Raw genomic sequence first — 18,210 nt, forward strand, 5'->3', positions numbered from 1 at the left:
TTTGTTAGGTCGCTGGCGCTGACCAAATCGGGTGGTATCCACGGATTGAAGATCGCGGCACCCAATACCTAATGGCAGTCAGACCAGTAAACAACTTGGGTCGGTAGGCAATCCTCCTCAACCCAGATGACGTCATTTCAGCGCTCGAGACGCTTACGGTATTCCGAGGGTGTTGCCAGCATTTCATGGCGAAAGTGTCGGTTGAAATTGGACAAGTTGCCGTAACCGACGCTAAAGCAGATCTCGGCTATCGATAAGCGTGTTTGCAGCAACAGGCGGCAGGCACGCTGAATCCGCAGTTTGCGAGTCAGGTCGACAAACGTGTGGCCCGTTGTTCGCTTGAAGAAGCGGGAAAATGACGGCTCGCTCATGTTCAGTTGCTGGGCAATCACTGACACACGCAACTCTTCATCCAGATATCGCTGGATGTAGTCCAGAACGTGTCTCATGCGCTCAGTGGCCTGGCTATCAAGCATCGGCGCGTATTGCAGGCTGGCCAGTAAACGGCTCTCCTGTGGAGGGGCGTCATTGAGGGTTTGCAACAGCGAAAAAAACAGCCAGAGACGTTTCAGCCCATGGTTGCGCCCTATTGCTTCCAACAAATCGATCCCTTTGCGCCGGGTCGCACCACAGAACTCAATGCCTTGCCTGGACTGGGTGAACAATCGCTGCAGGTCACCCACCTCAGGCAATGTTTCGCGCATCTTGAGCAGGCTGTCGCCTTCAAACTGCAAGACGACATCACGCCCGACAATACGCTCGCCCGGTGCCAGGTCGATACTCCAGTCATGAGGCAAGTCCGGACCGATCAAGGCAAGGTGGCCGGCGTCAAAATGGCCAATGTAGTCTCCAGCAAAAAAACGGCCACTTCCCTGACGAATCAGGTGAATCTCGAACTGTGGGTGATGATTCCAACGGGCAAGCTCGAAAGGGTAATCATGCTCATGCCAGCGAAAACTGTGCTGCGGCTCGGTGAAAATCACTTCGAGTTCGGAAGGTTTTTCGCTTTTCTTATGGGTCATCACCGTAGTAATCCATTGAGGTGGTTCAACTCAGCGGCGAGTCGAACCTGATCTGCAGCTTGACGTCGCCCGGCAAAGCACTGGCCGCACGCTCGAAGGCCTCGACGCCCTTGGCGAACGGAAACGTAGCGCTGATCAGCGGCTTTAAATTGACCTTGCCGCTGGCAATCAGATTAACCGCACGTTGATACACATTAGCGTAACGGAATACGGTCTCAATTCGGATTTCCTTGGCTTGAGCGGCCACAACATCGAATGCCACCGGCTCCACCGGCATGCCGACCAATACCAGCGCACCGCCAGGGCATAGGCAGGACATCGCATCCGGGTAGGCCCTGGGACTGCCGCTGGCTTCAAACACCACGTCAGCACCCCATTGGTCAGTCAGTTGTGCGACCTTGGCCACCAGCGACTCCTGCTGTACGTTGACCGCGACAATGCCGTCGTAACCCTGGGCAATGGCCAGTTTCTGCTCCACCAGATCCGACACCAACACTTGGCTCGCCCCTGCGGCCAGGGCTGCCAGCGCTGTCATCAAGCCAATGGTACCTGCACCAATGACCACCGCCACATCACCCGGCTTGATTCGCGCCTTGACTGCTGCCTGCATACCTATGGCAAAGGGCTCCACCAGCGCACCTTCAGCAAAGCTGACATGGTCCGCCAGCTTGTAGGCGAACGATGCCGGATGAATCACCTCCGGAGTCAGGCAGCCGTGCACCGGCGGCGTCGCCCAGAATTGCACCGCCGGGTCGATGTTGTACAGACCCAGGCGCGAGGCTTTTGAAGTGGGATCGGGAATGCCGGGCTCCATGCAGACCCTGTCCCCCACGACCAAATGGCTCACATTACGGCCCACTTCGACGACCGTACCGGCCGCTTCATGACCAAGCACCATGGGTTGGTCGACCACGAAAGGCCCAATCTTGCCATGCGTGAAGTAATGCACATCACTGCCGCATATACCCACGGTATGCACGCGGATGCGCACATCATCCGGGCCGAGGTGTAGAGGCAGATCTATGTCACGAATGGCCAGGGTGTGCTGTTTTTCCAAAACCAGAGCTAGCATGGGTATCTCCCGATGACTAAAGGGGTTGGGTCGGCTCGGCAGCGCTGGTATAGCGCGAAACCTGCTGACTGAGTCGAGGTTGATGGACAGGAATGAAGAAGGTCAAAACCGCACCGGCCACGTAGAGCCCTGCGTAGATCCACACCACGCCCTTGATGCCCAGAGTGGCGATAAACAGGGTGGCAATCCCCGGCCCCATGAAATTCGACAGGCCAGCCGCCAGGTTATGTGCAGAAATCGCCGCACCTTTCTGCTCCGGCGCCAGGGCCAGGAATACCGCGCCCATGGGCACGAAAGCGGTCACGCTGATGCCAAAGCCGATGGCGGCAATCAAAGCGATTTCAAAATGGGCACCGTAGAACTGCGGCAGGTAATAGAACGCCAGTGACGACAGCGCACAGCCTATGCAGCCGAACCAGCGCATTTGTATCAGCCACCCCAGGCGATCACCAATTTGCCCCCAGATCACGTTGGTGAAGATGCTCACCACAAACATCACACCCCACAAATGCAACCATTGCTCCATGCTGAAACCGACCTCGACCGAGGTTAGGTACAGCGGCAGGATCACCGGCAGACCGAACAGGCTCAGGTTGCAGATAATTCGCACCAATACAATCAGGAACATGCCCCGTCGCTCAGCAATGATGGTGACGCCCGAACTCAAGGTTTTCAGACGCTCAACCAATGTCACTGCATCGTCGGGTTTGCCGGCCCCACGCTCCTTGACTAAATACATGATCATCAGCCCGGCAACGGCAACCCAAAATACACCGACCCACAACGTGTTGATAAACCCGATACGTGAAATGCTCAGGCTTGGAATCCAGTTGCCTAAAAGGCCAATACCGATGCAATACATCGACCAAAACCAGCCCATGGCCGAGGCCATACGTGCGCCTGGCGTCACCTGTGCGATCCAAACCATGAAGGCATAAATGAACAATGGGTAGGCCAACCCACGGATACCGTAGAAAACCACCATTAATGTGTAGTTCTGCTGCTCCAGGCCGAAGATCAGGAACAACACATGAAAGACAATCCAGGCCGCGACGCCAATCAGCATGATCCGCCGAGGACCGAAGGTTTCCGCCAGCACACCGGAACCCCAACTTGAAATGGCTGCCAGAAGACCATAGACCGTAAATAAGAGAGTTGCCTGAGTAGGGGAGAAACCCAGATCAACTACATATCGGGAGAGAAACGCTAGTTCAATTCCATCCCCGGTCATGAACACGGCAATGGCCACAAACCCCCAAATCAGAGATATGGGTAAACCGAATAGCAGCCCCTGGGGGGGTTGACGATTAACCATAATGCTTTCCTTTCTTGTAATTGTATGGAGCCCCCCAGCCAAACCTAAACTGGGCAACTCAGATCCAGCTTCTCTCGTCCCCCACAGGTCTACTAGCGTAAGGCTTGCAGCAATCTGGTACTTTTTTCACACCTACATCTGCATGCCCATGCAGAAAGCAGGCGAAGCTGACACATGGAGGCTGCGCGCTGAGGCATTCAACTGAGGAAATGATCAAAAACCTGTATCGACGGGCGGTGAGATTCAAGCAGTGGTTGATCAATAGCGGTCATGACGGGGTTATCCAGTGATGCCCCGGATGAAGCTTCAGCAAATGCCGCCTCAGCCACTCCACCTCCTCATCGGGCAGCGTCGGCAAGGTCTTGTGAAAATCCTCCTCATCCTTTGGCCGCACGTGCAGGGCTTTGAACAAGAGGATCGCCGCAGGCCTTAAATATGGAATGCCTTCACTGCTCAGATACAACATTTCGGTACGGGGAAACCGGATAGACCCATCCCGTTTGTATACCCATACTTCAGGGCTTCCTGATTCAATCATCATGTCCACCCGCCAGGCTTGCGCAACAGGGTCGAAACACCACACCTGCTGAATGTCTAATCCTGGGCTTTGACCCACGGGGAGAAAAGTGAGCACTCCGGCCTTCGCGGTGTACATATCAAGATCGCCAAGCGCGCGCCGGAACTCCGAAAAATCGTCTCGCAACAGGGTGAACTCTATATCGTCATGCTCCCTCGTCTTTTCGCCGTGCCATAGGTCAAGCGCCCACCCGCCGACAACGCACCAGGGGAGCGAGACGGTCTTCAGGCGAACAGCCAACTCAGCGGGCGTCCATGAGCGCCACAGCTCTTGATCCGGCGCCAGAGCCTTGTCCGTCATAACCTGATCTCCGATCGTTCTGAAAATTACTAACAGGCTCAGCGATTGGGCCACTCACGCATCACATCAATGAAAACCGCTTTCGATAATCACTTGGCCCAACGCCGAGACGCCGCATAAATGCCCTTCTGAACCCGTCCGCATTGGCATAACCGACTGTATCGGCCAAGCGTTTAAGTGAAACATCAGCATCTTCAATCAGCCGTCTGGCCGCATCAATGCGGGCCAATTCGACAAATTCGGCCGGGGTCGAACCGGCTTCAGCCTTGAAGGTACGGGCGAAGTTTCGCTCACTCATACCGGCGCGGGCGGCCAAGGCAGGGACGCTCAAGTCGGCCTTCAGGTGCTCTACCACATATTCCTGCACGTCCCGGATCACGCTGCGTTCGGCGGTTTGCGCTGCCAGTTGCGCGCTGAACTGCGATTGCCCGCCAGGCCGCTTGAAGAACATCACCATTTCACGGGCCACGCTGAGCGCCAATTCTCTGCCGTAATCTTCTTCGACCAGCGCCAACGCCAGGTCCATGCCCGCCGTAACACCCGCCGACGTGTAGATGTTGCCGTCCTTGATAAAGATGCTATCCGGATCGACGTGGGTGTGCGGATACTCCTTGGCAAGTCTTGCGCTGGAATTCCAATGGGTGGTGACACGGCGCCCGTCGAGCAGACCTGCTGCGGCCAGCAAAAAAGCACCGCTACAGACTGAGCCGATACGACGGACGGATTTGGCTTGCCGGCGTAGCCAATCTTGCAACGCAGGGTCATGCGCGATTTCGTTGATATGTGGGCTGCCGGCCACGAGCAAGGTGTCGACCTTGCCCTTATATGTTTCGAAGGTTTCATCAATGCCAAGCTTCAAACCACTTGAGGTTTTGATCAGGCCCTTGCTGGTACCGATGACTTCGACCCGATAGGCACGCGGGTTACCCAGTTGCTTGGCGGCTTCAGCAAAGATATCGGCGGGCCCGGCGACGTCCAGCAGTTGCACACGAGGGAATGCCAGAAGGGTGATACGCATGATGTCTGTCCTTGTCGAATAATTGGCTGAATACATCGCTTTATGACTATTTCAGCCAATGTCTATTTGGCTGAAAATAGCCACAACAGCAAATTCAGTCAATCAAGAGACTAGCATGAACACTGCATACACCCCCGCCGTCGATACCGCTCGAGCGGTAATCGTCAGCAAAACTTCGATCAAAAACCTGCCTATCAATTTATTCGGCTCAGTGATGGGTTTGGCCGGCCTGGCCCTGGCTTGGCGCTTGAGTGGTCAGTATTACGGCGTCGGCGGCAGCTTGGGTGAGGCCATTGGCGCACTGGCCGGCCTGGTATTCGTGCTGTTGACCCTGGGTTACCTGACCAAATGGGTGAAACATCCAGCAGCGGTCAAGGCCGAGTTCAACCACCCGATTGCCAGCAACTTTTTTGGCACCGTCACCATTGCACTGTTGTTGCTTTCGGCAGTCGCGGGGGCCCACAACGAATGGCTCGGACAGGCTCTCTGGATACTGGGCAGCGCACTGACGGTGCTGCTCGCAGGCTTCGTGGTTTACCGTCTGTTGTCGGGCAATCAGGACCCGTTGAATGCCGTACCTGCCTGGCTGATTCCAGGCGTTGCCACCCTTGATATCGCGGTAACCGGTGCGCATATGCCGATGGCCTGGGCGACTGAGTTCAACCTGTTTGCCCTCGCCGTGGGTGCGGTGCTGGCGCTGGTATTCTTCACCCGGATCTTTTCGCGGCTGGTGCATGAGGCCGCTCCGGCCAAAGGCATGCTGCCTTCGCTGATGATCCTGATTGCCCCCTTTGAAGTAGGTTTTCTGGCCTACACCAACGTGTTCGGCGAAATCGACCGGTTTGCCAGCGTGTTGTTCTACTTCGGCCTGTTCCTGTTCGTGGTGTTGAGCTTCAAAGTGTTCCGTCGGGATGTGCCTTTTGCCCCTTCGTGGTGGGCAATCAGCTTCCCCATCGCAGCGCTGAGCAACGCAGCGTTGAAATATGCACATGCCCAGGACAGCACCGTGTTGGTGGTCATCGCCGCTGTGATCCTGCTGTTCCTCACTGTGGCACTGAGCGTGCTGCTGGTGAAAACCCTGACCAGCCTGCTCAGCGGAAAACTGTTGGCCAACTGACCGTTTACCTCCCTTTGGCGAGCCTTAACCGGCTCGCTTTTTTGCCTTTGCGCATCGTCATGCCGGCTCTGAGTGCTAACTCACCTAGCGTACACCGCCAAAGACAATGGCTCCCATCAACCATGCTACTCCCCAAGCGCCAAACCGCGCCGTTGCCAGCCTTGATCGCGAGCAAACCGAACAATGGCCAGGCAAGGGTTATGTGAACCGCAGATTTGCGCCATCAGGCGGGCTCGCCCGCAACGGCTCTATCGCTACCTTTATCACCAAATGATCCGAGGTGAACGTTGAAAGGTAACAAGGCAGCTCCCCTTGTTGATCCCCTGACGACCCATCGGTTGGTACTGCGCACGGCCCATGCATCTCATGCGGCAACAATGCACACTTATTTGCTGGAAAATCGTACCTATCTCCAACCGTGGGAACCGCTGCGAGATGATGGATTTTTCAACCTTGATGCCGTGACTGAACGGCTGCGGTTGATGGAGCACAAAGCCGCCAGCGGCGAGGCCTTGCACGTGCTGATGCGCGATAGCGATGAGCATCGAGGGTAGGAAGCTGTACCGGACCATGGCCAATGACCGACCGGAGAACCTGCGCAGCGCGCGTCTGTTAACGCACTTAGGATTCAAAACCGAAGGCAAGGCACGTGCCTACCTTCAGATCAATGGTGCCTGGGCGGATCACCCCCTTGATCAATCCTAAAATGGACTGAGCCATCAGCAAGCCCGCGAGCACCTGTTGCTCGCGGGGCATGGCTACACCTCAAAAGTAAGTCGTAGCCCCGGCAAAAAACGCCCGGCCCGGCACATAGAACGTCGTCGAACCATCCCGCGCATCTTCATCCAGCAAGTTCTGCACGCCGCCATTGAGCGTCAACCACTTGGTCACGGCCAGGTTCGCCGTCAGGTCATAGGTGGTGTAGGACTTGACGAAGTCGTTACCCACACCCCGCTGCTTGCCGACATGCTGCGCCGACAGTTCGGTGTTGAGTGTGTCGGTGGCTTGCCAGTTGATTGCACTGAAAGCCGACAACTTGGGCGCGCTGATCAGGTCTTCGCCGGTGGACAGGTTTTTGCTCTCCAGCATGTAGGTGGCGTTGGTGCGCCAGTCCAGGGAATCGGTCAATGGTACGCGAACCGAGCCTTCCCAGCCGCGGGTGCGCGCTTCTTCGACGTTTTCCAGCATGGTCCACCAGCGACCCTGGAACTGGCCCAGTGGCGCGTATTCGATCTTGTCTTCGAAGTCGGTGTGGAAGTAGGTCAGGCTGGCCTCCCAACCGTCACGGTCGAAGGACACGCCTATTTCCTTGTTGACGCTGGTCTCTGGCGACAGGTTCGGGTTACCGGCCATCCAGCAACTGCCGCTCACATAACCCAGGGGTTTCAAGGAGCCGCAACCGCGACCGCCGGATTCAGTGGCGGCGCCGGCGCTGCCCTCTTTCAGGCTTGGCGCACGGAAGCCCTTGGACACACCGCCGCGCACGGTCCAGTCCGGGTGCGGATGGTAGACCAGGTACGCCCGCGGGCTGTTGTGGTTGCCATAGTCTTGACTGTGGTCGAAACGGTTGCCCAGGGTCAGGGCCAGGTTGTCGAGCAGGTACAACTCATCTTCGATAAACGCGGCCGAGTAGTCACCTTTAAGCGACGAACCGGAAACCGCAGCGCCTTGGTAGTCCACAGGCACCGTGCCCAGGGTGTCGCTGTTGGTCAGTTCTTCACGCTTCCACTGCCCGCCCACGGTCATGCGCTGGCTGAGCAACAACTCAAACGGAATGTTCAGGCTGCCTTCGGCGATTTTCTCTTCGGCGCTGGATTTGCCCCAGTCGATGTCGTTCTTGAATTTGTTCAGGTACAGGTCGACCTTCGAGGTGCCGAAACTCCAGTCCCCGCTGTGGGAAACCGAGTAGCTGTCGCGAATCAACCGCCCAGGACCGAAGCCAGCGCCGAGGGTTTCGCCCCAATCGCCAAAGGTCTTTTTGCTCGACCAGGAGCGCTCGACGCCATGCACGGCCTCGAACGACAGACTTTGCTCGTCATTGATTTTCCAGTCGAGCAAGGCGTTGACGCTATGGTCCTTGGCGCCGCCAGCGCCGTCGCCGTACATGAACTCGCCATCCTTATCCAGGCGCGCCGTGACCTCATCGGCGGCCCGCCGGGTCAGGTTGGCGCCCAGGCGCAGGCCCACGGACTCGGTCAACGGCCCGGACAGGTTGAGGCTGGTCTGGGTGGTCTGGCCCCGGTCGGAATCTTCGGGAATCGTGGTGTTGACGTTGGCCGAACCGCTCCAGGTGCTCGAGACCTTGCGCGTGATGATGTTGATCACCCCGCCCATGGCATCCGAGCCGTACAGCGACGACATGGGGCCGCGCACGATCTCGATGCGCTCAATCATGTTCGGGGTGATCCAGTTCAGGTCCTGGCGCGCCAGGTCGCGGCGATAGCTCAAGTCTCCCGAACCGCCGAGGCGTTTGCCGTCCACCAGGATCAAGGTGTACTTGTCGTCCAGGCCACGCAGTTTGATTTTCGATTGCTCGCCCACCGGGCCGAAGCCACCGGTGACCCCGGGTACACGCCGCAGCAGGGTATTGAGGTCGTACACCGGCTGGCGCTCGATTTCTTCGCGGGTAATCACGCTGACGCTGGCCGGTGCGTCGCGCAGGTCCGTGGCGCCGCCGGTGGCGGTGACGAATGAGGTATCGAGTTCGGTGACGGCGTGTTTATCGACCTCGCCAATCTCTTCTGCCTGCAACACGGGGGCGGCGATCAGCACGCCGGCGGTGAGGAAAAGAGAGCTGAAAAGGCAGGGAGGTGTTTTCATTGCAAACAGTCCTTGTTGGGCCAATATGCACCATGGTGGAGCATTAAAGGCCAAGGATCGTAATGCAAATCCTTATCATTTAGAAAGACGTTTTTGAAAAATCTCGCAACAACCCCATGCGCTTGAAACAAATTTGTTGTCTGCGCCACGCCTGGTCATAGGCCAAGATGGCCGAGAACGCCGAAGCCGGAGGGGGGATTTTGACGCTCCTGTCTCCCGCTGTTAGTGTCCGCCCTCCTCCCCGCAGATATCTGCCAGGTGCGTTTTACCCGCCAAGCATCACCCCAGGGACAACAGATCATTCTCAAAATGAACGGAGTTCAGCGCGTGCTTTTCAACCTACGCTTGCAGCGCCTTACCAGCCTCTCGGTGATCATCGCCGCCCTCAGCCTCGGTGCCTGCAACAGCACCAGCACCCCCGACCTGCCGCCCGCCCCGGAGCTGGGTTCGGGTTATCGCACGGACATGACGGTACGCCACGCCGAACGCCATATGGCGGCGGCAGCCAACCCGCTGGCGGCCGAAGCCGGGCGCAAGATCCTGCGCCAGGGTGGCTCGGCGATTGACGCGGCCATCGCCATGCAAGCGGTGCTGACACTGGTGGAGCCGCAGTCCTCGGGGATCGGTGGTGGCGCCTTTATCATGCTGTGGGATGGCAAGCAGGTACGGGCCTATGACGGCCGTGAAACGGCCCCGGCCGGCGCCACGGCCGATATGTTGTTGAAGGCCGACGGCACACCGATGGCGTTTGCCCAGGCGCAGATCGGTGGTCGTTCGGTCGCCACCCCCGGTGTGCTGCGCGCGCTGAAGATGGCCCACGAACACAGCGGCCGTCTGCCCTGGGCGCAGTTGTTTGTGCCGGCGATCCAGCTGTCCGAGCAAGGCTTTGCGATTTCCCCGCGCCTGCACAGCCTGATCGCCGCCGACCGCTACATCAGCCAGTCACCGGACATGGCGGCGTACTTCCTCAACGCCGACGGCAGCCCGAAAGCCACCGGTACCCTGTTGAAAAACCCGGCGCTGGCCAATGTGTTCAAGCGCATCGCCAAGGAAGGACCCGACGCGCTGTACCACGGCCCGATCGCCGAGGAGATTGCACGCAAGGTCCAGGGTCATCAGAACACGGGGCGCCTTGCACTGAGCGATCTCAAGGGCTACCGCGCCAAGGAGCGCGCGCCGCTGTGTACCGACTACAAGCGCTGGCAAGTGTGCGGCATGCCACCGCCCTCTTCAGGCGGGGTGGCCATTGCGCAGATCCTCGGCACCTTGCAGGCCCTCGAAGCCCGCGACCCACGCTGGGCCCTGGCGCCGCTCAAGCCGGTGAAGAGCGCGACAGCCGCCGGCCTGGAACCGGTGCCCGAAGCGGTGCATCTGATTGCCGAAGCTGATCGCCTGGCTTACGCCGACCGTGGGCAATACGTCGCCGATACGGACTTCGTACCGGTGCCGGTCGCGGGCCTGGTCGCCCCCGGCTACCTGGCCAGCCGCGCAGGATTGATCGGCGAACGCAGCATGGGCGTGGCCAAGCCCGGCCAACCGATGGGCGTTCAAGTGGCCTACGCGCCGGATCGCTCGCCGCTGCGCATTTCCACCTCGCAAGTGGTGGCCGTGGATGACCTGGGTGGCGCAGTGTCGATGACCACCACCATCGAAGCCGCGTTCGGTTCCCACGTCATGGTTCAGGGCTTCCTGCTGAACAATCAGATGACTGATTTTTCCTTTATCCCCGAGGAAAACGGCCAGCCGGTGGCCAACCGCATCGAGCCGGGCAAACGCCCCCGGTCGTCCATGGCGCCAACCCTGGTCTTCGACCGCCAAAGTGGCGAGCTGCTGGCCACGGTCGGCTCCCCCGGCGGATCGCAGATCATCGAATACGTGAGTAAATCCCTGGTGGGCATGCTCGACTGGAACCTCGACCCGCAAGCCGCCATCGGCCTGCCCAACTTCGGCAGCCGCAACGGCGCGACCGAGCTGGAGCAAGGGCTGTTCAGCGAGCCGTTGAAGGCGGCGCTCAAGGAGCGAGGGCATACCTTGAGCGAGATCGAGATGACCAGCGGCACCCAGGCCATCGTGCGAGTACGCGATGCCCAGGGTAAGGCGACCTGGAGTGGGGGCGCGGATCCGCGTCGTGAAGGGGAAGCGTTGGGGGATTGACCCAGGGTTGTATCGCCTTTACGGGCCTCATCGCTGGCAAGCCGGCTCCTACAGAGTTAACGGCAGAATACGCCATACCCTGTAGAAGCCGGCTTGCCGGCGATGGCGGTTGACGCTTAGCGACTGATCTTCAGCCCCTTGCGCATCCCATGCCGCTCCAGCGCCAGTTCGATCAGGCGGCTGACCAGTTCGCTGTAGCTCATCCCCGCCGCCTGCCACAGCTTGGGATACATGCTGATGCGCGTGAACCCTGGCAGTGAGTTGACCTCATTGATCAGTACTTCACCGTCCTCGCAAAGAAACACATCGACCCGCGCCAGCCCGGCGCAGCCCAGCACTTCAAAGGCCTCGACGGCCAGGGCACGAATGCGTTCGCTGGCTTCGACGCTGATGTCCGCCGGCACCAGCACTTGGGCGGCCTGGTCGTCGATGTACTTGCTGTCGTAGGAATAGAAGCCGTCACGCACCACGATCTCACCACAACCGCTGGCGATGGGACGCTCGTTGCCCAGCACCGCGCATTCGATTTCGCGGCCTTTGACGGCAGATTCCACCAACACTTTTTCATCGAAACCCAGGGCCAGTTCAATCGCCGCCAGGTACTCGGCTTCGTCAGCCACCTTGCTCACGCCCACCGAGGAGCCTTGGTTGGCCGGTTTGACGAACAGGGGCAACCCCAGCTTTTGCCGAGCCTGGTCGAAGGTTGTGCGTGCCGCGTTGCCACGGTTAAGGGTGATAAAGGGCGCCACGGCGATACCGGCATCACGCAACAGGCGCTTGCTGATGTCCTTGTCCATGCACACCGCCGACCCCAGCACGTCGGAACCCACAAACGGCAGGTCCGCCATGCGCAGCAAGCCTTGCAGGCAACCGTCTTCGCCGAGGGTGCCGTGGACGATGGGGAAGATCACATCGACGTGTTCCAGTAAACCCTGGCCCGAGGTTTCCACCAGTTGCTGGCTGGCCTTGCCCGGCACCACCGCCAGTTCGCGGTTGGACTGGTTGAGAGCGATCAGCGCCGGGTTTTCCTGGTTGAGCAGGAAGTTCGAGGTGTCGTTGAGGTGCCAGTGGCCGGCCTTGTCGATGCCGATCAGTACCGGCTCGAAGCGCGTGCGGTCGAGGGCGTCGACGATGTTGCGTGCCGACTGCAAAGACACTTCATGCTCGGCCGAACGCCCACCAAAAATAATACCTACCCGCAACTTGCTCATAACCTGCCTCACATTTGAAATGTAGGGTTTATTACCACGAGCGGTCAGCAGCCTGCCACCGTTGAAGCCGCGCACAATCGTTCAAGACCCTGGCAGACAGCCGCCCCAGACTCAGTTAACGTAACTCCATCCGACATATTTCGAAAACATCCCATGGGCAAACCCACTGCAAATATCGACTGGCTGCACCGGGCGCCTCATGCCAGCGGCCTGGAGCGGATCGAGGCATATTTCTCCGGGTTCGGCTTCGACCCTCATCGCCACGATACCTACGCCATCGGCCATACCCTGTTCGGTGTGCAGAGCTTTCATTATCGCGGCGGCCAGACCCACAGCCTGCCGGGCACGACCATGGTGATCCACCCCGACGAAGTCCACGATGGCTGGGCCGGCAGCGACGAGGGCTTCAAGTACCGGATGATTTATGTGGAGCCGGCGCAGATCCAGCAGGTTCTCGGCGGCAAGCCGTTGCCGTTTATCCACAACGGGCTGTCCAACGACCCATGGCTGCACCGGGCCTGCCAGGCCTTTGTGCAGCAGCTCGACTGCCCGCTGGACCCGCTGCAGGAGCAGGACGCGTTGTTCGACCTGGCCCATGCCCTGAACAACGCGTCGGGCATCAGCGTCAGCCGCAAGACGTTTGATTACCAGGCCGCCGAGCGGGCCCGGGAATTTATCCACAGCGCCCTGGGGCGCAGCATCACCCTGGATGAAATGGCCGCGCACTGCGGGCGGGATCGCTGGGCCTTGTCGCGGGACTTTCGCCTGTTGTTCGGCACCAGCCCCTATCGTTACCTGACCATGCGCCGCCTGGATCTGGTGCGCAACCTGCTGGGCCAGGGCCAGTCACTGGTGGATGCGGCGCTGATCGCCGGGTTCACCGACCAGAGCCACATGACCCGGCAGTTTCGCAGCACCTTTGGCATACCGCCTTCGCGATGGGTGAAGATGCTCGGCCGCTAAAAAGCGATCAACTGTGGGCGGCCTATGTGGCTTCGGCTATCGCATCCTGCCGTGGAGCTCGCAGCCGCATCGCCACCCCCGCCCCGGCCAGCGCAATCCCCGCGCTCCACCACAATGCCAACTCGATGCCCTGGGCTTGACCCGCCCCCGTCGCCCCGCTGGCATTGGCCAGCGACACCAGCACCGCCAACCCCAGCGCTCCGCCGATCTGTTGCGTGGTCGAGGCCATGCCCGCCGCCACACCCAGTTCCCCCGGCTTGACACCCAGGCCTGCGGCCACCCACATCGCGGTCCAGGTCATGCCCTGACCAAGGCTCAGGATAAAGATCCCAGGCAACAACCACCAGAATCCCGCGCCGGTGGGTAGCGCCAGGCACACCAGGGCAATCCCCAGCGCCCCCGCCAACTGGCCGCTGACCAGGGTGTTGCGCAAGCCGATTTTTACCAGCGCGCGCTCCGCCAGCCAGATCCCCAAAGTACACACCAGCGTCGCCGGCAAGAACGCCAGCCCGGCCTGCAACACGCTGTAGCGGTAGATCTGCTGGTAGTACAGCGCGAGAAAGTAGTACTGCACGCCAAAGCTGCTCATAAACACCGCTGTCAGCACCATGGCCATGCGCAACTCGCGGTAGCCCAACAGGCGCAGCGGCATCAATGGGTCGCGGCCACGGTGTTCAATCCAGGCGAACAGCCCAAGCAAGACCAGCGCCAGCAGCATGCAGCCCAGGGTCGCGGGCGCCGTCCAGCCCCACTCCGGCCCCTGCACCAGGGCGAACACTAGCAGCGTAGCGCCGACCGTGACGGTCAACGCACCGCCCAGATCAAAACTGCGACCACGGCTGCGCTCACCGTCGGCGGGGATCCAGTAGCGCGCCGCCAGGGCACAACCACCTGCCAACGGCACGTTGACCAGAAACACCGCCTCCCAGCCCCACCACTGAGTCAGCACGCCGCCCAGCAACGCCCCCAACGCCAGCCCGGCAGCGGATGCCGCGCTCCAGACCGCAAATGCCCGGTTGCGCTGCGGCCCTTCGGCGTAGTGGGTGTTGATCAAGGCCAGGGTCGCCGGAAACAACAGCGCGCCGCCCACCCCCTGCACCGCACGCGCCAGCACCAGCAGCAACGCGCTACCGCCCAGTACTGCCGCCAACGACGACAGTGCATACAACGACTGGCCCACCCGGTACAAACGGCGCTTGCCCAGCAAGTCCGTGGCCCGGCCACCGAGTAATAGAAAACCGCCAAAGGCCACGGTGTAGGCACTGACCACCCACTGCAATTGTTGGGCAGAAAAGCCCAGGTGGCTGCCGATCTGCGGCAAGGCAACAAACACGATAGTCGCGTCCAGGGCGATGATCAGTTGCGCAGTAGCCAGCAACATCAGCATCCAGCCCGAGGGGCGACTTGAGGGAGTGGCGGGCATCACAACATCCTGTGCAAAAAAGAGTGCGGCCAGTGTCTTTCATGCTCAACAGATGATAAATAGCCCTACTACTCTTTCAGTTATGACTTTAATCATGGACTTGAACGCCCTTCGCCTGCTGGTACGCGTCGCCGAAACCCGCAGTTTCACCCGCGCTGCTGCTGACCTGGGGCTCACGCAATCTGGCTTGTCCCGCGCTATCTCGCGCCTGGAAGCCGAGCTGGGAGTACGCCTGCTGCAACGCAACACCCGCAGCGTCAGCCTGACCCCGGATGGCCAAATGCTGTATGAACGCAGCGCACCGTTGCTGGCCGAGCTGGCCGAAGCCGAAAAGCTCATGCTCGATCGCCGCGGCACACCTTCCGGTTTGCTGAAAATCAGCACCCCGTCGTTGTTCGGGCGCAAGGTGGTGATGCCCGTGATTGGTGAGCTGACCTTGCGCTACCCCGATTTGCGCATCGAAGCAGTGATGACCGACCGCCTGGTGGATATTGTCGACGAGGGTTTCGATGCGTTGCTGCGCACCGGCGAGATCCAGGACCAGCGCCTGATTGCCCGGGCCTTGACGCCCTTGCGCTGGGTAACCGTCGCCTCCCCCAACTACCTGGCCCGCTTTGGCACGCCGCAAACCGTCGAAGAACTGCGCGACCACAACTGCCTCACGGTGCGCAACCTGCGCAGCGGGCGGATGGTGGACTGGCAGTTTATGCTCGACGGCAAGGTGCGCGATGTAAATGTCGAGGGGCGGTTGATTTTCGATCTTGGCGATGCCCTGGTGGACGGCGCGGTGGGCGGCTTCGGGATTGCTCAGGTAATGGATTTTGCCGTGCGCGACGACCTCGCCGCCGGGCGCCTGGTGCCATTGCTGCAGGACTTCGCGGGGCGCAGCCGCGCAATTTCCCTGGTGTATCCACCGTCACGCCAGTATTCGCCGAAGCTGATCGCCTTTGCCGATGCCTTGGCACAGGCGCAATGGTAAGCAGAGCTTGAACCCGGCGCCCCGAGTGTGAGAAGAAAGGATGCGCTACCACCACCGCGAGGTTTTCCACGGATGAACCTGACATTGACGCCCCCCCAGTGGGATGACGTGAACGAGCTGCTGGCGTTCGAGCTGGCCAATCGGGCCTTTTTCGAAAGTTGGATCAATGCCCGGCCCGAGGCTTACTACAACGTGGAAGGGGTACAGCGCGCCATCGAGAGTGCGCTGCTGGAGGCCAGTGAAGACCGCGCCTATCAGTACCTGATCCGCGAAAACGGCGTGCTGGTGGGGCGGATCAACTTTACCCAGGTGCGCCGCCGCTACTATCACTCAGCGTCCCTGGGCTATCGCATGGGGGCCGAGTTCACGGGGCGCGGCCTGGCCCGGCAAGCTGTGGCACTGGGCCTGCAAAAAGCCTTTGGCGAGCACGCCCTCAAGCGCATCGAGGCCACTGTGCGCCCGGAGAACCCGGGCTCGTTGCGGGTGTTGCAGCGCAGCGGTTTTACCCAGTATGGGCATTCACGCAAGGCGTTCCTGCTCGATGGGCAGTGGTTCGACCTATTGCTGTTCGAGGTCCATGCCCCCTGACAAACACAACTCCTGCCTTTGAGCCGGCCTGCGGCCTAGCTGGATAACTGATTGGCAAACTGGCCAACCGCACTCACTACTTTCTGCGCGCCGTCCTGGATCTCGACGATCACCGTACCGGCCTCGGCCGCCAGGGACAGTCCCTGCTCGGCCTGCAGCCGGCCATCGGTCATCAGCGCCACGGCATCGCGGGCCATGTCCTGGTTCTGGCGCACCACGCCGACGATTTCTTCAGTGGCTTTGCTGGTACGCGAGGCCAACTGCCGCACTTCATCGGCCACCACCGCAAACCCGCGCCCCTGCTCGCCGGCACGGGCCGCTTCGATGGCGGCGTTGAGCGCCAGCAGGTTGGTTTGCTCGGCAATCCCGCTGATGGTCTTGACGATACTGCCAATCACCTGGGACTGAGCATTCAGGGCCTCGATCCCCTCACCCGCCTGTTCCATGTGTTTGGCCAGGTCGCGCATCACCTCCACCGCCTGGGTGACCACGGCGGTACCACGCTGGGCGCTGCTGTCGGTTTGCAGCGAGGTGCTGTAGGCAATGTTGGCGGCCTCGGCCACCGCGCGTTCCTGATTGATCTGGTCGGTGATCACCGTGGCGAACTTGACCACTTTGTACAGCTGGTTGTTGGCATCCAGTACCGGGTTATAGGACGCTTCCAGCCAGACCTCGCGACCATGGGCGTCGACACGCTTGAAGCGCCCGGCCACAAACTCACCGCTGTTCAAACGCTTCCAGAACGCCTGGTACTCGGCGCTGTTGTAATCCTGCGGTTCACAGAACATACGGTGCGGCTTGCCCAGGATCTGCGCCAGGCTGTAACCCATGCCCTGCAGGAAACGCTCGTTGGCAGCCAGCACGTTGCCATTGAGGTCAAACTCGATCACCGCCGTGGAGCGCACCAGGGCGGTGATCAGGTTTTCGTGCTCGCGGGAGGCTTCGATGGTGCGGGTCAGGTCGCTGGAGTACACCGAAAACCGCTTGATGCGCCCATCCGAGCTCCGCACCGGCTGCACGATGGAACGCAACCACGCCTCCTTGCCGTTGCCGCGCAACAGGCGCACGGTGCCGGCATAGTGTTCGCCACGGCTCAGGGCGTTGTTGAAGCGCTGCTGGAATTCATCGCGTTTCACATGCTCGGGCACAAACCCGTGAATGGCATGGCCCAGCAGGTCGCTGGATTTGTAGAGCATTTCGTCGAGGAAGTTCTGGTTGACCGACTCGATCCGGCCCTCGGGGTCCAGGCTCAGTGCCAGCATCTCGCTCTCCAGGCTTTCCTGGACCTGCTGCAGGCTGGACAGTTCTTCGCGAAGAGCGGACAGCTCCTGCTTCAAGCGGGTATTGAACATAGGAACACCAGAGGGCAGAGATGAGTGGATTATCTAACCATCGGCGCTTCTGGCGTTTTCTGAAGAGGGCTTGAGTGTTCGACTCAACTATTTTTTCAGTCCCTCAACGGCCGTTGTGACGGGGCCGCCTCAGGACCTGGGACTCCAAGGTAACCAACGCCGCGTTTCAGGAGGCTCGCGTGCGGATTGCCAATCCGTCATCCCGCGTCGAGCTGGCAAAATTGTAATGCGCATGCCACCTCGGCGTTATCCGCTGTTTGCAACTATGAGCCGGGCTCCCCGTATCAGGGACAGCTCTC

At 60.1% G+C, this 18,210-nt stretch carries 16 protein-coding genes; 6 read left to right on the plus strand and 10 right to left on the minus strand.

Annotated elements, in window-relative coordinates; all coding sequences use genetic code 11:
- Positions 1-137: 137 nt before the first annotated feature.
- From HBR93_RS15195 to HBR93_RS15215, 5 genes are all read right to left on the minus strand, one after another.
- Positions 138-1,022 (minus strand): AraC family transcriptional regulator, encoded by an 885-nt coding sequence (locus tag HBR93_RS15195; RefSeq protein ID WP_169960606.1) that lies wholly within the window; start codon positions 1,020-1,022, stop codon positions 138-140.
- Between the two features lie 25 nt (positions 1,023-1,047).
- Complete coding sequence (locus tag HBR93_RS15200) at positions 1,048-2,094, minus strand: NAD(P)-dependent alcohol dehydrogenase (RefSeq protein ID WP_169960607.1); 1,047 nt, start codon at positions 2,092-2,094, stop codon at positions 1,048-1,050.
- 16 nt (positions 2,095-2,110) lie between these two features.
- Positions 2,111-3,409: an MFS transporter gene (locus HBR93_RS15205; RefSeq protein ID WP_120731610.1), complete on the minus strand. Its 1,299-nt coding sequence runs from the start codon at positions 3,407-3,409 to the stop codon at positions 2,111-2,113.
- 268 nt (positions 3,410-3,677) lie between these two features.
- Entirely contained in the window at positions 3,678-4,286 is a 609-nt protein-coding gene (locus HBR93_RS15210) for an amino acid transporter (RefSeq protein WP_169960609.1), read from the minus strand.
- 61 nt (positions 4,287-4,347) lie between these two features.
- Positions 4,348-5,304, minus strand: a complete 957-nt coding sequence (locus HBR93_RS15215) for a DJ-1/PfpI family protein (RefSeq protein WP_057958274.1) — start codon at positions 5,302-5,304, stop codon at positions 4,348-4,350.
- A gap of 115 nt (positions 5,305-5,419) precedes the next feature.
- Here HBR93_RS15215 and HBR93_RS15220 point away from each other — a divergent pair, with 115 nt between their 5' ends.
- Together HBR93_RS15220 and HBR93_RS27000 are read left to right on the plus strand one after the other, a co-directional pair.
- Positions 5,420-6,421: an SLAC1 anion channel family protein gene (locus HBR93_RS15220; RefSeq protein ID WP_169960611.1), complete on the plus strand. Its 1,002-nt coding sequence runs from the start codon at positions 5,420-5,422 to the stop codon at positions 6,419-6,421.
- Between the two features lie 287 nt (positions 6,422-6,708).
- A complete protein-coding gene (locus tag HBR93_RS27000; protein ID WP_233093299.1) occupies positions 6,709-6,975 on the plus strand; it encodes a hypothetical protein in 267 nt (88 codons plus the stop codon).
- A gap of 67 nt (positions 6,976-7,042) precedes the next feature.
- Here HBR93_RS27000 and HBR93_RS27005 read toward each other — a convergent pair whose 3' ends face one another.
- Together HBR93_RS27005 and HBR93_RS15230 are read right to left on the minus strand one after the other, a co-directional pair.
- Positions 7,043-7,177 carry a hypothetical protein gene (locus HBR93_RS27005; protein WP_262377305.1) on the minus strand — a complete coding sequence of 45 codons (135 nt, stop codon included), beginning with the start codon at positions 7,175-7,177 and terminating at the stop codon, positions 7,043-7,045.
- A 9-nt stretch (positions 7,178-7,186) separates the two neighbouring features.
- Positions 7,187-9,241, minus strand: a complete 2,055-nt coding sequence (locus HBR93_RS15230) for a TonB-dependent receptor (protein WP_057442027.1) — start codon at positions 9,239-9,241, stop codon at positions 7,187-7,189.
- 309 nt (positions 9,242-9,550) lie between these two features.
- Here HBR93_RS15230 and ggt point away from each other — a divergent pair, with 309 nt between their 5' ends.
- Positions 9,551-11,395, plus strand: a complete 1,845-nt coding sequence (gene ggt / locus HBR93_RS15235) for a gamma-glutamyltransferase (protein WP_169960612.1) — start codon at positions 9,551-9,553, stop codon at positions 11,393-11,395.
- 116 nt (positions 11,396-11,511) lie between these two features.
- Here ggt and ddlA read toward each other — a convergent pair whose 3' ends face one another.
- Complete coding sequence (gene ddlA, locus HBR93_RS15240; RefSeq protein WP_057442032.1) at positions 11,512-12,606, minus strand: D-alanine--D-alanine ligase; 1,095 nt, start codon at positions 12,604-12,606, stop codon at positions 11,512-11,514.
- A 153-nt stretch (positions 12,607-12,759) separates the two neighbouring features.
- Between ddlA and HBR93_RS15245 the strand changes: the two genes are divergently transcribed.
- Complete coding sequence (locus HBR93_RS15245; protein ID WP_057442033.1) at positions 12,760-13,569, plus strand: AraC family transcriptional regulator; 810 nt, start codon at positions 12,760-12,762, stop codon at positions 13,567-13,569.
- 22 nt (positions 13,570-13,591) lie between these two features.
- On the opposite strand, the gene HBR93_RS15250 is transcribed toward HBR93_RS15245, so the two are convergent.
- Positions 13,592-14,992 (minus strand): MFS transporter, encoded by a 1,401-nt coding sequence (locus HBR93_RS15250; protein ID WP_169960613.1) that lies wholly within the window; start codon positions 14,990-14,992, stop codon positions 13,592-13,594.
- A gap of 94 nt (positions 14,993-15,086) precedes the next feature.
- On the opposite strand from HBR93_RS15250, the gene HBR93_RS15255 reads away from it, so the two are divergent.
- On the plus strand, positions 15,087-15,971 hold the full coding sequence (locus HBR93_RS15255; protein WP_057442035.1) for a LysR family transcriptional regulator: 885 nt from the start codon (positions 15,087-15,089) through the stop codon (positions 15,969-15,971).
- A gap of 72 nt (positions 15,972-16,043) precedes the next feature.
- A complete protein-coding gene (locus tag HBR93_RS15260; RefSeq protein ID WP_057442037.1) occupies positions 16,044-16,559 on the plus strand; it encodes a GNAT family N-acetyltransferase in 516 nt (171 codons plus the stop codon).
- A gap of 35 nt (positions 16,560-16,594) precedes the next feature.
- On the opposite strand, the gene HBR93_RS15265 is transcribed toward HBR93_RS15260, so the two are convergent.
- Positions 16,595-17,911, minus strand: coding sequence for a PAS domain-containing methyl-accepting chemotaxis protein (locus HBR93_RS15265; RefSeq protein ID WP_120731600.1), 1,317 nt, complete (start codon positions 17,909-17,911; stop codon positions 16,595-16,597).
- Between the last annotated feature and the right edge of the window lie 299 nt (positions 17,912-18,210).

It is taken from the genome of Pseudomonas sp. WS 5411 (assembly GCF_012985595.1).
In the GTDB taxonomy this organism is placed as follows: Bacteria; Pseudomonadota; Gammaproteobacteria; order Pseudomonadales; family Pseudomonadaceae; genus Aquipseudomonas; species Aquipseudomonas shahriarae.